11 protein-coding genes are annotated in these 15,407 nt (G+C 59.2%); 4 read left to right on the top strand and 7 right to left on the bottom strand.

The genetic code is table 11. The features are described 5' to 3' along the window. Positions 1-10: 10 nt before the first annotated feature. Both CA51_RS25405 and CA51_RS25400 read right to left on the bottom strand, forming a co-directional pair. Positions 11-1,171, bottom strand: coding sequence for a tetratricopeptide repeat protein (locus CA51_RS25405; RefSeq protein WP_145123895.1), 1,161 nt, complete (start codon positions 1,169-1,171; stop codon positions 11-13). Next, entirely contained in the window at positions 1,168-4,272 is a 3,105-nt protein-coding gene (locus CA51_RS25400; protein ID WP_145123894.1) for a sbcc family protein, read from the bottom strand. The genes CA51_RS25405 and CA51_RS25400 overlap by 4 nt, the downstream gene beginning before the upstream one ends. A 246-nt stretch (positions 4,273-4,518) precedes the next feature. On the opposite strand from CA51_RS25400, the gene CA51_RS25395 reads away from it, so the two are divergent. After that, the gene (locus CA51_RS25395; protein WP_145123893.1) at positions 4,519-5,781 is read left to right on the top strand and encodes a hypothetical protein; all 1,263 of its coding nucleotides are present in this window, start codon (positions 4,519-4,521) and stop codon (positions 5,779-5,781) included. Positions 5,782-5,830: 49 nt separating this feature from the next. Here the strand turns inward: CA51_RS25395 and CA51_RS25390 are convergent, their stop codons facing one another. From CA51_RS25390 to CA51_RS25370, 5 genes are all read right to left on the bottom strand, one after another. Then, complete coding sequence (locus tag CA51_RS25390; protein ID WP_145123892.1) at positions 5,831-6,370, bottom strand: hypothetical protein; 540 nt, start codon at positions 6,368-6,370, stop codon at positions 5,831-5,833. Between the two features lie 15 nt (positions 6,371-6,385). After that, positions 6,386-7,345 carry a type II secretion system F family protein gene (locus CA51_RS25385; protein WP_197451473.1) on the bottom strand — a complete coding sequence of 320 codons (960 nt, stop codon included), beginning with the start codon at positions 7,343-7,345 and terminating at the stop codon, positions 6,386-6,388. 306 nt (positions 7,346-7,651) lie between these two features. Continuing rightward, positions 7,652-9,487, bottom strand: a complete 1,836-nt coding sequence (locus tag CA51_RS25380) for an SLC13 family permease (protein ID WP_145123890.1) — start codon at positions 9,485-9,487, stop codon at positions 7,652-7,654. Between the two features lie 144 nt (positions 9,488-9,631). Then, a complete protein-coding gene (locus CA51_RS25375) occupies positions 9,632-11,212 on the bottom strand; it encodes a sodium:solute symporter family protein (protein WP_145123889.1) in 1,581 nt (526 codons plus the stop codon). Further along, entirely contained in the window at positions 11,209-11,427 is a 219-nt protein-coding gene (locus CA51_RS25370; protein ID WP_145102379.1) for a DUF3311 domain-containing protein, read from the bottom strand. The genes CA51_RS25375 and CA51_RS25370 overlap by 4 nt, the downstream gene beginning before the upstream one ends. Positions 11,428-11,597: 170 nt before the next feature. Here CA51_RS25370 and sthA point away from each other — a divergent pair, with 170 nt between their 5' ends. From sthA to CA51_RS25355, 3 genes are all read left to right on the top strand, one after another. After that, the gene (gene sthA / locus CA51_RS25365; RefSeq protein ID WP_145102378.1) at positions 11,598-13,001 is read left to right on the top strand and encodes a Si-specific NAD(P)(+) transhydrogenase; all 1,404 of its coding nucleotides are present in this window, start codon (positions 11,598-11,600) and stop codon (positions 12,999-13,001) included. A 317-nt stretch (positions 13,002-13,318) separates the two neighbouring features. Then, positions 13,319-14,377 (top strand): phosphoribosylformylglycinamidine cyclo-ligase, encoded by a 1,059-nt coding sequence (gene purM, locus CA51_RS25360; RefSeq protein ID WP_145123888.1) that lies wholly within the window; start codon positions 13,319-13,321, stop codon positions 14,375-14,377. Further along, on the top strand, positions 14,374-15,405 hold the full coding sequence (locus CA51_RS25355; protein WP_231745896.1) for a phosphatidate cytidylyltransferase: 1,032 nt from the start codon (positions 14,374-14,376) through the stop codon (positions 15,403-15,405). Before purM ends, CA51_RS25355 begins: the two co-directional genes overlap by 4 nt. Positions 15,406-15,407: the final 2 nt, after the last annotated feature.

Raw genomic sequence — 15,407 nt, 5'->3', positions numbered from 1 at the left:
CGGAACCGCATTACATGCTAGCCCAGCGGCTGCCGGCGTAGCGGTCGTTCAGCAGGTTGCGAGCCGCGTTGGCGCGGTCGGTCTTCTTGACTTGCTCCCACAGCTTGCTCAATTGATACAGCGCTTCGGCGTGGATCTCGGGTTGAGCGTAAAACAAGACGTCGACGTGCAGGTAGGCCATCAGAGCTTCCTTGGGCTTGTTGGCTTTCAAATAACAAGCACCCAGCGCGTTGTAGGCTCGGCCGAACAGTTCGGCATCCGATTCATCGTTGTCGGCAACCAATTTCTGGATCGCGGCGATTGCGGCTTCGGGCGACTGCGTCTCCGCTTGGCATCGCGCCACGCCGACTTGGGCCAACAATTGTTGACGCTTGGTTTCCGCGGTCGATGCGGTTGCGTTGGCTAGCGATGCAAACTTCTTCTCCGCATTGGCGAAGTCCTTTTGAGCCATCAAGGCGCGGGCTTCGAGCATCACCGCGTGCATCTTGTATTCGGGCCAAGGAGCTTGAGCGGAGATCGCGCCGTAATATTTGATCGCTTCGGGGTATTTGCCCAACGCGACAGCGAGATCGCCGAGCATTTCCGCCGCGGCAAAGAAGTGGTGACTCTTGGAAGCCTTGCGGACAAATGCCAACATCGCCGACGCGGCACTTCCCTTGTCGCCGCCGCTGGAAAGAGCCAGTTTGCCTTCGCACAAAGCCAAGTAGAATTGCAGGTCCAGCAGAATGATCGGTCGCGTGACGCTGGCCGGATTGATTTTCTTCAGCTCGTCCATCGCCGCTTGATAATCGCCCGAGGCGACTCGCGATCGAGCTTGCTTCAGTTCCGCCGGGTCCTCTTTGAAACCGAGTCGACGGATCTCGTTAACCGCGATCTCGCGGTCGGTCCCCTGCACCTTGATCGTGACCTCGGTTGGCGTCGAACCAACAAACTCGCCATTCATCGGCGCGCCACGCAGCGGATAGACTTGATCGAATTGCGCCGTTGCGATCCCTGGCAGCCCCATTAACATCGCAAAGGCAAGACACTTGATCGGGGCGCAGAGACCGATCGACCGACCTGTGGATCGGCGTTGTTGTGGCGAACCCATCTCTTCAGCGGTCGGCAACGGAGAACCGTGCAGTCGAGCCATCAAGCTAGTCCCATTTAAATCGAGGTTGTCAAAACTCATTTACCTTCTCCGCTGTCGGCTTCGTTTGCTGGTTGTTCGATCTTGGGAAGTCCGACGGCTGGCTTGCCCATCGCGGTCTGCACTTCCTTCAATGTTTCGTCGTATTTGGCTGGCCACTGATCGCCACCCAAAGTGGGATACAATTTCTGAGTTTGAGATAGGCTGCGCTCGGCCTTCGCCAACAGCTTGTCCTTTTCGGTCCCCTGTTGCGACGCAGCCAATGCCAGCGCGCTGCGGGCGTATTCGTAACGGGCTTCGTAGAACGTGTTGCGAAATTGTGGGTAGGTGATCGTCGTCTTGGCGATCTTCGCCCATCCCCAGACCGATGCGGCGGCGCTGCCGGGACCATTCATCGCGTCGAGATATTTGTCAGCATCCTGCTTGCCCCAGTCTTGCAGCAGCTTGGCCGCTTCGACCTGCACGTTCAACATCATCGCATTTTTTGCCAGCACCTCTTCGAAGATCGCTAGCGCCGCATCGAAGTCGCCGGTGGTGGCTTGCACCTGAGCCATCCGCAACTTGATCTGCGTCGCGGTCCCCTCGGGAAGTTCGGGACGCTGCAACATGTTCTCAAACGCGGCGAGCGATTGGTCGTAGTACTTCTTCGCATCGGGACCGATCTCGCCGTCGGTCGTGAATCCAGCGCCTAGGCTGGAGAAGGTCTCCGCGACCCAGTTCAAGACGTTCAGATCGTTCGATCCGCTGCTCAGCTGTTCCAGGAAGGCTTCAAAAACGACCGACAACGCCCGCTTATCCTCCGGCGATTGGGCAGCTTTCATCTGGCGTTCGATGTCTTGAGCCAAGCTGATGTAGACGCTCAACATCCGCTGTTTGCCAGCTTCATCGTCGGCGACCGCTTCTTGCATCGAAGCCATCACGCCTTTGGCTTTTTCCATCATCGCATCGCCACCGCTGCCCAACGATCCGATGTAGGCGCGAAGCGCGGTCCGGTAGGTCTCTTCGGCCAAGACGGGATTGGCGACTGCGGCGTCTTTCTTATCGACCAACGCCAGCGGGCCAAACTTTGAATTCTCGAGAACCTCGACAGCCTTTTCACCCTGCAACGTTTCGACGTAGGCTTGGGCGAGCGACAGCATCGCGGTGACCGTTGTTGTGTCAGCAGTTCCCTGCTTGTCGAGACTGGCAAACGCCGCCGACAACAACTCGATCGTCCCCTTTTGCAACTCTTCCAACTGAGTTCGCTCTTTGGCCAGATCGGTTCCCTCGGGAGCTCCTTCCTGTTCCCATGTGCGGACTTGTTGTGAGTGGGTGATGTATCGGCCCCACATCGCTTGCCCGGTTTGCCGTTCGGCCTGCAGACGTCCCGCCGATCCGGCGGGGATCCGCTGCGTCAGCTGTTTCGCAAGCGGCAGGTCGCCATCGTTGATCACAAACGGAATCACCGTCGTCAGCGCTTCGGCGGCTTCGGGACGCTTGGGCCAGGTGTCGGCGATATACATTGCCAGGTTGGTGATCCGATCGGCTTCGAAGTCGGCATCTTCGGCATCCGCTAGATCGTACAAGTTGACATAGCTGGCCAGAGCGATCTTGGCCGAGGGGACTGCGCCGGCGGAAGTGGGATGCCGGCGGGCGACAAATTCTCCCATCAAGGCAGCTTCGAATGGCTTTTGTTCCAGGTAATACAGATAGCACATGAAGTAGCGGACGAAGTTGACTTCCGATTGCGGCGTATCGCGATCGGCCAACGCCAGGGCTCGCCGGAACAGACGCATCGCTTTGTCGCGAGCTGCTTGCGCGGCGGCTTGGCTAGCCTTCAACTTCTCTTGCAGCGACTTCTTTGCGGCGTCATCTTTGGCCGCCGCCAATTCGCGGGTCGCTTGTTGGACTGCCGCATCGCTGCTGGCGATCGCTTGCAGCGCCTCTTGCCCGGCGATCTTTGCATCCTCGAAGTTTTCCGGGACGAATTCGACTTGCGCGTCCTCGGGGCCGCCCAATCGAGCAGCCAGTCGGCGCGCTTCGTCCTGGAATTCGGAGCGTACCTTGGCAACCGATTCGGCCAGCTCGCGAGCTTCGGCGATCGACCGACTGACCAGCCGGCTGTCGTTTTCACCCGCGTCGTCGGCTTGCATTTTATAGGCTTGGGCGAGACTCAATCGGATCGCCAGCCAATCGGGTTCGCGGTCTTCGTGCGGCCGCGCCAGGCTGTTCCAACGCGAGCCCTGCTTGATCGCCTCGCGGTATTTCCGCTGCGAATTATCGAGCCAGCATTCCATCGCCAATCGCAGCGTCTTGGTCTTCAGCACGCGGAACGCTTCGGGTTCATCGGGTTGGTCCAATAGTTCGCCGTAATAACCGAGGGCATCGCGAAGCTGTCCCAGCCGCTGATTGCAGCGGCCTTGGTACATCCGCGCGTACAAACCGGCCAGCCGCGTGCGGTACTCTTTGTAGATCCCGTCGTACAACGAGGCCGCTTCGCTGAGATACTTCTTCTGTTCGGGCGAACCGGCGGCAACGGTGTCGGCCAATTCTTCGCGGATCGCGGCGGCCAGCAGTTGCGTTTGCAAGTTATCGGCTCGCAGCTGCGTTCGCTGTTGGATCAACTCCGCCTGTTTGCGATCCTTGGCATCGAGAACCTTGGGGATTTTGTCCAGCTGGGCAGTCACCGATTTATTTAATTCGGTCAACACCGCAGCCGCTTCGTTGTACTGTTTGGTCGCCTGTTGAAGCAGCTTGGGGCCGCCGCCGTCGTTGGCTTTCTGGACAGTCATCCGCGCCCGTTCGGCGATCAAGCCGGCCAACTGGCTGCGGGCCGCGTTGACTTGCGGGCTGCTGGGATTCGCTTCCGCAAACGCCTTTAGCGCCGCTTCGGCATCGCTGAGGAATTGGGTCCGCAGTTTGGGATCGTTTTGCGACCGAGAGGCTTCGATCAACGTCACGCCGCGTTCGAATTCGATCGCCTCCTTCAGGTCTGCAGGAGCCGCCGGATTCGATTTTAGCGACTGCAGATATTCCAGCGCGATGTCGTGGTAGCCGCGCGCTCGGAGCCCATCGAGGAAGGCGCGGGCGGGTTCGTCGGCCGCCGCGGGAATCACCATGCCAATCAACCAGCAGGCGATGATCTGTAAACAAAATCGTTGCATTTTCTTGGATTAGCCGTGCTGCCGGTTGGATTGCGAATAGCTGGGAACTAGTGCAAGTTAAGCTGAAACGGTGCGTCGAAGCAAGCATCTGCACAACGGCTGAACCTGCCAATGCTTCGACTTGCCCTTGATCTTCGGACATAATTCTATGGAACGAGATCGACGACGTGGAAACATTCCGCTGTCGACCCAGTATACTTGCGCCCCAAGGCCGCTCCCTTCCCAAATTGTAATAGGATTGAATTGGTGGACGAGCAAGACTTCAAGGACTTGTATGGTTTGATGCGAGGTAATTCCGACGCGACCTCCGTGATGGATGCACAGGGGCTGTTCGCGCTCAAGGACTACCAACAAACGCTCGAAAAGTTGCAAGGGATCCAACAACGTTACGAGAGCAGCAAAATTCGTGTTATGCGGACGAAGATCGAAGAGTCCGGGGGGCGGAAATCGAGCGAGCAGGAAGCGAAAGAGCGGCGGTTGCAGAAAAAACAAACCCGTTACCGCGAGGTGATGGAGAAGTTGGATGAGATGCAGGCGGCGCTGCCGACGTTGATCCAACGCGCCGAGGCGCGGAAGGCTCGCGAGCAGTCGCAGCAAGCCGCGGTGGTCGATCAATCGCACGAGGATACGATCGATGGCGAGGCGAGCGAAGAATTGACGCACAGCGGCGAAGAGCAGTCGCCGTCGTTGGAGCAGTTCATTCGTGAGTTTGTCGCGGCACCGGCGGCGACCAATCAACGCGATCTGATCGATCGCTGCTTTAAAGTTCGCCCCGTGAGCGACGCCAAAGACGTGCGAGCCGGTGAGCTCTATTTCATCGATGGCGGCGGACAGACCTATCTCGCGCTCGTCCGCAAGTCGGATAATCCGGAGCGCGTGCGGTTGAAGTCGGCGATCACCGGCGAGCGGTTGCGAACGATCGACCTGCCGACGTTTTTAAAGCTGGGCCAACGCGACCGTGTCGTCCGCCTGAAACCGCTTCCGCAGAACAGCGGCAGCAGCCAGCGTACCCAAACTTCGACATCCGCGCCGGCACCAACCCCTGCACCACAAACGACCGCCGCTGCGCCGCCAATCGAAGACGATGACGACGTCGTGATCGGTGGCAATGCGTTACAGGAATCGGCGGAGACGGCGAAGATCCTCGACAAGGGAGCGTTCTCGCAACTTGCCGACGCAGCGAATCGGTCGGGGATCTGTCCGGGAGCCGACTTGATCGCGCATGTCCGCGATCGCGATTTCCGCATGGGTAACTTTCAAGACGCACTGCAGACGATGGAAGGTATCTACGGCAAGTTCACTGCCGCAGCCGCTTCGCGAACGGCACAGCTGCGCCAAGAGGATGCTGCGATTCAATCGGGGCGCGTGAAAATGTCGCCCAAGGATTTGGCGGCGAAACGAGCTCGCGACGCAGCGCAAAATCAACTGGTCGAACGGGCCCGCAATCGCTTCTCTCGCGTCTTGGACGGATTGCGCGTGCTGTTGCGGAAAGAGACTGGCGAAGGCTGATCGCCGATACTATCGCTGGCAATTGTCGATTGCCGTTTCGCGATTCTATTCACTCTTCGTTTGTATCGTCGCCAAATTGCAGCGGCGCGACTTGATCGCCCGCCGGCTGGAAGAAAACGTCGCCCGGCGGTGTTGGTTCTCCGCTCTGCAGGCACTTGGCTGCTTGCCGTCGCATCTGGCGCACCAACTGCTGACGCTCGAGGTCGCTTTGGCTCGGCAGCGCGGCGAGCATCCGCGAAGTCTTCAACAGCATCTCGGCGACGCGATAGTGCGCGTCGGAGACCGCGGTCGATTTCGCCTGCTCCGGTTTGGGATCGTCTTCGGTATCCAGAGTCGATCCGTCGAGGATGCTTCCCTGGCGACGAATTAAATCCAGCACGTCGCCCAACAGCGGCTCTTCCGCCGGCGCGGTCGACGATTCGCCTTGCAGCGCGCTGCGGATCGAATCCTGGATCTTTTGATCCGCGTCGGGCGATGTCGGTTCCTGTCCATAGGCTCTCAGAATGACGAGCGACGATAACATGCCGACGGCGACCAACGTCACGAGCATCCACTGCGTCGAACCGATAACTTTGTTGTGCGACATCATTTCCCAACTCCTTGGCTACATCTTTAACGCTTCGTCGTAGACCCCAAACACACTCATGGCCATCTTCAAAATAATAGCGACCAACATGATGGTAACGGCAGCCCAAATCACTCCGGTCATCACACCAACCAGGACTCGCGTGGCCGTTTTGGCGCGTTGATCGTAGACATCGGCGAGGTTTCCGAGCGATTCGGCGTCGGTTCCCGAGAGTTCGGCGACTTCGACAAAGTGCAGGAATTCTTCGGGAAAGATGCCGGTGGAGGCAAACGATTCGGTGAGGGTTCCGCCCGATTTGATCGTCGCGATCGCGGTATCGGCTCGCGAGGCGAAGTGATCGTTCTGCGTGCTCTGCAGCGCCATCTTCACGCTCCGCATCGCATCCATCCCCGAATCCAATGCTAGCGACAGCGTCCAACAGATCCGCGACAACGCGATCGTCTGCAACGCTTCACCCGCCTTGGGAATCCGATAGACGAGGGCGAACAATCGATGGCATCCAAACGCGTTGAACTTGAGTGCCAGCACCGCCGCGGTGATCGAACCGAAGAACAGGAAGACAAGAGTCAGGTACTGCGTCATGTTGAGACCGACGGCATTGAATTCCGATCCGAGCATCTGCGTGATCAGGATCGCCAACCCGATCACGGCGATCCCGCCGATCAATTGCAGCATCGGCCAAGCGATCCCCATCAGAAACATCCGCTGCATCGCGATCCGATGGTCGTAGTGATCGGCCAATTCCTTGAGTGTGCGTTCCAGCCGCCCCGTCGTCTCGCCGATGTGAACCATTTGGATCATCAGCGGCGGGAAATATTTTCCCTCGGCGACGTCGATCATCGCGCGAGCCATCGGCGTGCCGTCGCGGAGCTGGGCGGCGACAGCTTCCATCGCCGCTTTGTGCTTTGGCGATCCGTGCTGCGCTTCCCGCTGACACAGCTTCAGCAGGTCGACGCCAGCGTGAAACCCCGTAGCCATTCGGCGACAGAACCTCGCAGAGACCGTTTGGCTCATCCCTTTCGAAAACACCCGCTATCGACTCCGTTGGATTGGTTTAAATGTGGCGAACTCAGCGAACAATCAAATCTTCGGCTGCTGCCGGCAAGTCGCTGACAGTTGACGTAATGAAACGTGGCGAACTCAGCGAACAATCAAATCTTCGCCAGCTGCCCGCAAGTCGCTGACAGTCGACGCAATGAAACGTGGCGAACTCAGCTGAAGTTTAACCGTAGATCGAAGTCCGCGAATCGTCGACTGTCGGCCTGCGTACCAATATTAATGATCTCACTGCAGTGGCCAGACCCAGGGGATCATGACCATCGCCACGGCGAACACGATCAAGTCCAACGGACCGCCAAACCGCAGGTAATCGGTGAAGCGATAGCCGCCGGGGCCGTAGACCATCAGATTGGTTTGATATCCAAAGGGCGTGGCAAAGCCGGCCGACGCGGCGATCATCACCGCGATCGCAAAGGGCAATGGATCGACGCCAGGCATGCTCGACGCTGCGCTCCAGGCCATCGGAAACATCAGCGCCGCTGCCGCGTTGTTGGTGATCAATTCGGTGCAGATCATCGTCGACAGATAGACCGCCGCCAGGACAAACATCGGGTTGTTGCCGGCGAGCAACAAGATCGTGTCGGCGATTCCAGCTGCTGCGCCGGTCGTCTCCATCGCCTTGCCAATTCCCAAGGCGGCGCCGATCACGACAAGCACCGACCAATCGATCCCGCGTCGGGCTTCGGTCGACGTGCAGCAACGCGAGCAGATCATGGCGATCACCGCGCAGAGCGCCGCAGTGGTCAGGTCCAGGAATCCGCTCGCAGCCGCCAAGACCATCAACGTGATCACTCCCAAAGCGATCCAGGCCCGTTCGGGACGTCGGACCGAAGCGTTTTCAACGGCGCTGACTAGGAAGAAATCACGGGTATCGCGGCGTGATTGAGTGAACGAAGCGGGCGCGTCCAACAGAAGCACGTCGCCGGGCTGCAGCACGACATCGCCCAGCTTGCCCGGCACGCGGCGGTCGCCTCGAGCGACGGCGATCACGGCGGCTCCGTAATGCGTGCGGAAGCCTCCCTCGCGAATCGATTTGCTGACCAACGGGCACCGCGGCGAAACCACCGCTTCGACCAGCGATCGGTTCCAGGCCGGCGCGGCGACTTTCCGCGCCTGTTCCGACGCGATCTCCAGCCCTCGAATCTTTTGCAGATCGACGACCGATTCGAGCATCCCGACGAAGATCAAGATATCGCCCGACTGCAGCTTCTGTGTCGGCCTAACCGCTTGAAAGACCTCGCCGCCCCGTTCGATCTCGGCGAGGTAGAGGCCTGGTAGATGCCGCAGCCCCGCATCTTCGATCGATTGTCCGGCCAAGGGGCCGCTGGGAACCACTTCCATCTCCACGGTGTACTGCCGTGGATCGTCGCTGGTGCTGACCGCGGGCTTGCGATCGCGCATCAACCAGCGACTGCCAACGGTCATGTACAGGATCCCGATCAAGGTCGCTGGCAATCCAACCCAAGCGGGTTCGAAAAAGTGCAGCGGCCGCCCACCGGGACTCTGTTGGATCATGTCGTAGACCATGATGTTGGTACTGGTTCCCATCAAGGTGCACATCCCGCCAAGGATCGCGGCGTAGCTGAGCGGCAGAAAAAACTTGCTGGGGCTGACCTGCATCTTCTTTGCCAGATCGGTCACGACCGGCAACATCGCAGCGACGATCGGAGTGTTGTTCAGGAACGCGCTAAGCGCCGCCACGGGAGCGACGAGGCGCAGCTGGGCATCGACGGCCGATTTAGGTCGCCGCAACAACCAACTGGTTGCCAGTTCGGTGCCGCCAGTCAATTCCAGCCCAACGACCGCGGCGAACAACAGCGCGATCGTGACCACGCTGCGGCTGCCAAATCCGTCGATCGCTTGAGCGACGGTCGGCAGATAGAAGGTTGCCTCCGGGTTCAACGACCGGCTGTCCAAGGCAAACGCTGTCGACAGTTCGCCGACTGTGACCAAGGCGGCTAGGCTGGCCAGGACCAACAGATCGGTCGATGCCCAGCGGCGAGCCAACGCGTACAGCAAGACGCAAACGATGGCGATCGTAAACCAACTTTCCCAAACCAAGTGCTGGAAGCTCCTTTGTATCGATTGCCAACAGGGTTGCGAAACAACCCCAGCGGCGATTGCCCGCGGGGTTTTGTAATCAGGGACGATTCAAGCGGTCGACGGCGACCAAAACGTGTCGGATCGGCGGCTTCACCGCGGCGATCATTTCTGCGGCGAACCGCCGAAGAATTTTTCCAGCGTTGCCGCGTCGGGCCGCTTGGTGACCAACGAAACGAGCACCAGTGTAATTGCTGAAACGACAAAAACCGCAACCACCGGATGCAATGGCGGGACTTGTAAAAAGCCCAGCGAAAGCGGCTGTTCCGGGAAACTGTAGCGGGGGTTGCCGCCGAAATCGGAGCGGTAAAACAGCACGAACCAGGTCGAAATTGCTGCGATCACGCTGGCGATCGCGCCGGCGGCGGTCAGCCGTCGCCAGTAGATCGCCGCAAAAACTAAGGGGAACAGCCCGGTGAAGCCGGCAAACGACCACAGCCCCAGGTCGAATACGCTGCGAGGCAACACGAGACTCAGACAATAAGTAGCCAGCACCACGGCGACGACAAATGTTCGCGCGATCCTCACCGTTTTCTGATCGTCGCGGCCCTCGGAGTCCCCCGTTTGCAGAACGTCTTCGGTGAACATCGTCCCCAGGCAAAGGAATTGGCTATCCAGCGACGACATCACCGCCGCCAGAATGCCGGCGCACAACAACCCGCCCAACAGCGGACCGGCATGGGTACTGACCAACAATCCCAGCACCGCGTTGCCGCGATCGTGCGGGTCCATCGCCGCCAACGCGTCGGCGATTCCCGACTCGGGACCGCTGGCCCAGATCCCCAACAGCACGCAGGGAACCCAAACGATCATAATAAAGATCGGGTGCATCACGATCGGCAGCTTAAACGCATTGGCATTCCGGGCCGTCAACCAATGCTGGAAGACGTGCGGGAACATTCCGACCGACAGCGGAATCAACAGGAACGAAAAGAAGAGCGGCTTGGGAATCTTGGCCCGCGTCAGCTGGCTCTCGTCGACTTGCGACGATGCGATCCGCAGATTCTCGATGAAGCTGTCGGTGCCGCCGATCGCTCCGGCGATCACGACAAAACTGACAACTCCCAGAACCATAAAGACAGCGGTCTGGAAAGCGTTTGCCCAAGCGGTGCCTCGCATGCCGCCAAAAAAGACGTAGACCAGCACCACCAGACAGATCACCGCCGACGCGATAGCTGACGGAACGCCATATCCCGACGCGGCAAACATCCCCGATTTTTCGAACGCTCCCTGCGTGACCGCTTCGACCACCGCGCCGCCGCCGAGTACGCCGACCATCAGGTAACCGATCACCAAGAAGACCAAGATCGGGAACAACAGGAAACCGATCGCGTGGCTGTCCAAGCGATCGCGAAAGAATTGAATCTGAGTGCGGTAGCCGTTCCGCTGGCCCAGTCGCCACAGCGGAACTCCAATCACAAAGAAGCACAGCGAGTGGACGATTCCGCTGGCCGAACCCAACAGCCCATACACGCCCGCTCCGGCGCGAAACGCTTGGCCCGTCGAACCGACAAGCGCAAAGGCGGTCATCGTCGTTCCGAACAGCGACATCAACAGCAGGAATGGGCCGATCGAATGGCTGGCGAACATGTAGTCTTTTGCGGTGCCGCGAAACAGCCGATTGGCGGCTAGTCCCAGTGTGATCAGCAGCGCCAGGTAGATCAGGATTACAACCAACTGGATCATCGGTCGCCCTCCTTCAACTCACCTTCGATCGCTGCATCGGGCCAACAGAACTTGGTCGCCAGCAACCACAGCGTCGCCGCGGCGATCGAGATCCCGACGTGATAGGAGATCGCTCGGGGTAGGAACCCAAAATCGAGCGTCGCGTTGTTCCATTGCCAATAGTCTTGGTGCAAGACCACCAGCACGACAATCAGAAACCAGATCAAATACTTCAACGCAGGACCTTTGCAGCGGGCGATCGATTAATTTGGTGGGAAATCTTCGGCACGAGGGCGTGTAATGTACCAAGTTAGCGGCCCCGCTGTCGCGATCCCCTGAGTCAGCCGATTCGACGCGCGACACCGCGACTTGTGCGATTCGGCGGTCTAGTGCGATAATCGCTCGGATGAGCAATTCAACCTACGATTACGATGTTTTGGTGATTGGAACGGGGCCTGGAGGCGAGGGGGCGGCGATGCAAGCCGCCAAAGCGGGGCTGCGAGTCGCGGTGGTCGAGCGGCATACGTCGATTGGCGGCGGCTGCACCCACTGGGGGACAATCCCATCCAAAGCCCTGCGGTATTCGATCTCGAGCGTCATGAACGCGCTGGGCAGCCCGGTGCTGCGAGCCTGCGGCGTACACGCCAACCCGACGATGAAGCAGCTGCGCAGCAGCGCTCAACAGATCATCGGCAAACAGGTCTCGATGCGGCAGACGTTTTACGATCGCAACAACGTGCCGGTCCTGGTCGGCCAAGCGAGCTTTGTCGACGATCACACGATCCGCATCGATGGCCAGAGCGATCAGAAGGTGACGGCCAACAAGATCGTGATCGCCGTCGGTTCGCGTCCCTACCATCCGCCGGATGTCGATTTTGAACATCCACGAATCTTCGACAGCGACACGATTCTGGGAATCGACGAAAAGCCGTTTTCGATCACGATCTACGGCGCCGGAGTGATCGGTTGCGAATACGCATCGATGTTTCGCAACCTGGGGATCAAAGTCAATTTGATCAACACGCGGGCCAAGCTGCTGGAGTTTTTGGACGATGAGATCATCGACGCTCTCGCGTACCACATGCGCGATCAAGGCGTTGTGATTCGCCACAACGAAACGCTCGACAAAATCGAAGGGGTCGACGACGGAGTCATCTTGCATCTCAAAAGCGGCAAGCAATTGAAGAGCGATGCGCTGCTGTGGGCCAACGGCCGGCAGGGCAACACCGACGGCTTGGGCTTGGAAAACGTCGGCTTAACGCCCGACAAGCGGGGCCAGTTGGAGGTCGATGAGCAATTCCAAACCGCTCGCGATCATATCTATGCCGTCGGCGACGTGATCGGATTCCCCTCGCTGGCCAGTGCGGCGTACACGCAGGGCCGCGCCGCGGCGCGACACTTTTCCGACAGCGTCGAGGTCGAATCGAATCTGCGAATTCGCGACATCCCGACCGGGATCTACACCAGTCCCGAGATCAGTTCGGTCGGCAAGACCGAACGCGAATTGACCGAGGAATGTGTGCCGTACGAAGTCGGTTCGTCGCAGTTCAAGAGTCTCGCCCGGGCACAGATCACCGGCCGGACCGCGGGAATGCTGAAGATCCTGTTCCACCGCGAGACCCGCGAGGTGCTGGGCGTGCACTGTTTTGGAGCCGAGGCGAGCGAGATCATCCATATCGGCCAGGCGATCATGAATCAGCCCGAAGGACACAACACGATCGACTATTTTGTCGACACGACCTTCAATTACCCCACGATGGCCGAAGCCTACCGCGTCGCCGCGTTAAACGGCTACAACCGCCTGTTTTAAGTTGCGTATTCGCTGGAGTCGAGGCTTCAGCCGAAATACGGGCAACTCCAACCCCCGTTCGGCTGAAGCCTCCACTCCAGCAATTCGTCGGCTGAAGCCTCGACTCCAGCGAAAACGTCGACTCCAGCTATTTGCGGTGTGGCATTGGGACCGGGCCTGCTATCGGCGGGCAAATCTTGGCATAATGGTGCGGCCCCCAGCATCCCGCTTTCTCTGGGGGCACTCACAAATTCCAAGTAGGATGGGCGGTTTCGCCTTTCCGCTGCAAAACGCCGCGTTTGGGCAGACGTGCCCGAAGCTACCAATCGACGAATGATATGCCAGTAACCTACAAAGATTCCGGAGTCGATCTCGATCTGTACGCTCAAGCGATGCAGCGGTTGCCCTCCCTTGCCCGGCGAACGTTCAGCCCCCGCGTGGTTTCCAACGACGGTGGATTCGCAGGGCTGTTCAAGCTCGACTTCTCCAGCCCGCTCTTCTCCCGCAACTACGAAGATCCGATTCTGGTTGCCGGAACCGATGGCGTCGGCACGAAACTAAAAGTCGCTCAGATGACCGGCCGCCACGATACGGTGGGAATCGATCTGGTGGCGATGTGCGTCAACGATCTGATCTGCACCGGCGCCGAACCGCTCTTCTTTCTCGATTACATCGCGATGGGACGCGACGATGCCGATCGGTTGGAACAGGTCGTCAAAGGGATCAGCGACGGTTGCCTGCAAGCCGACAGTGCGCTGTTGGGTGGCGAGACGGCGATCATGCCCGACATGTACGCTGCCGAAGATTACGACCTAGCCGGGTTTGCCGTCGGCGTCGTCGATCGCAAACATTTGGTCGATGGCAAATCGATCGTCCCGGGAGACAAGATCATCGGCATCTCCAGCGACGGCATCCACTCCAACGGCTACAGCTTGGTCCGCAAGATCATCTCGCATGCCGGGATCGCGTTGGATGCCTGCCCCGCGGAACTGGGCGGCGCATCGGTCGCCGATGAATTGCTGCGACCGACACGGATCTATTCGTCGATGCTGCGTCGCGTGCTGGGGCACTACCGCGTCAAACATGTCGTCCACGGGATCGCTCACATCACCGGCGGCGGGCTGCACGAGAACCTCTCGCGGATCTTGCCAAAGACCGTCGATACGGTGATCCAACCCGACAGCTGGCCGATGCCGCCGGTCTTCCCTTGGTTGCAGGGATTGGGAGACGTCGCCGATGAAGAGATGCAGCGAGTCTTTAATATGGGATTGGGGCTGGTTTTGGTCGTCAGCGATTTCTACGCTGCCAAGATTATGGAACTGGTGCGGGCTGGCGGATGCGAGTGCACCGAGATCGGCCATGTCGAAGCCGGCAGTGGTGAGAGTCGATTTGCATGATCTGTGATGCTGCATTGTTGCCGCTGCTGAATTCGTCGCTGCCGCTGGCCGTGGCGCAGATGACGACATCGACCTTCTGGTTGCTGGGCGTGGTTGTCGCCGTCTTGGCGATCCTGCTGTTGACCGGCCGTTTGTTGGAACGACGGCAGAGTTCGATGATGAACCCGGCGCTGCTGCAGCGGTTCAACCATCGCGTTCGCGTCTGGTTGATGATGTCGGCGATCCTGGTCTTCGCCTTCTTGATGGACCAGTTCATCCGCGGCGTGACGGTGTTGTTGTTCGGATTTGTTTCGTTCTGGGCGCTCCGCGAATTTGTCACGATGACCCCGACGCGGCGCGGCGATCACCGAACGCTCTTCTGGGTCTTCTTTATCTTCACGCCGCTGCAATATGTGCTGATCGCCTTGGGCCCGGCCTATTACGGTCTCTACAGCATCATGATCCCGGTCTACGGATCGCTGTTCATCCCGGCGCGAAACGCATTGGCTGGCGATTCGAAGCGGTTCCTGGAACGGACCGCCAAGATCCAAGTCGGTCTACTGATCTGCGTCTATTCGCTCAGCTACGCCCCGGCGATGTTGGACCTGAACCTCAGCAGCAGCCGCAAGGTCCAGTGGGATGGCAGCCCCGTTAGCTTGCTGTTCTTCTTCATCCTGATCGCCCAGATCGCCGACGTGCTGCAACAGGCCTGGAATCGATTCGCCGGCGTCCATGTGATCGCCAAAGAGATCAACGCCAGCCGCACCTGGGAGGGACTGTTGGGGAGCATCGTTTCGACCGGAGCGATCGGCGCGGCACTCTGGTGGGCGACGCCGTTTGAATGGTACGAAGCAGCGGTGATGTCGATGATCGTGGCGATGATGTCATCCGCTGGCACGATGACCTTAAGTGCGATCAAACGCGACCGCGGCGTGACCGATACCGGCACCTTGGTTCAAGGGCACGCCGGGCTGTTGGACCGCATCGACAACGTCTGCTTTGCCGCTCCCGTCTTTTATCACCTGACCCGCTACTTCTTTTCCGTCTGATT

Origin of the sequence: Rosistilla oblonga (genome assembly GCF_007751715.1) — a bacterium.
GTDB lineage: Bacteria > Planctomycetota > Planctomycetia > Pirellulales > Pirellulaceae > Rosistilla > Rosistilla oblonga.
Note: the sequence above shows the minus strand (reverse complement) of the source record. Positions and strands in the feature narration are given on the sequence as shown.

Bases quoted from the DNA above. Each gene is read 5' to 3' on its own strand.
- CA51_RS25390 (WP_145123892.1), bottom strand. From the start codon at position 6,370: ATGATGTCGCACAACAAAGTTATCGGTTCGACGCAGTGGATGCTCGTG.
- sthA (WP_145102378.1), top strand. From the start codon at position 11,598: ATGAGCAATTCAACCTACGATTACGATGTTTTGGTGATTGGAACGGGG.
- purM (WP_145123888.1), top strand. From the start codon at position 13,319: ATGCCAGTAACCTACAAAGATTCCGGAGTCGATCTCGATCTGTACGCT.
- CA51_RS25405 (WP_145123895.1), bottom strand. From the start codon at position 1,171: ATGAGTTTTGACAACCTCGATTTAAATGGGACTAGCTTGATGGCTCGA.
- CA51_RS25375 (WP_145123889.1), bottom strand. From the start codon at position 11,212: ATGATCCAGTTGGTTGTAATCCTGATCTACCTGGCGCTGCTGATCACA.
- CA51_RS25385 (WP_197451473.1), bottom strand. From the start codon at position 7,345: ATGGCTACGGGGTTTCACGCTGGCGTCGACCTGCTGAAGCTGTGTCAG.
- CA51_RS25400 (WP_145123894.1), bottom strand. From the start codon at position 4,272: ATGCAACGATTTTGTTTACAGATCATCGCCTGCTGGTTGATTGGCATG.
- CA51_RS25355 (WP_231745896.1), top strand. From the start codon at position 14,374: ATGATCTGTGATGCTGCATTGTTGCCGCTGCTGAATTCGTCGCTGCCG.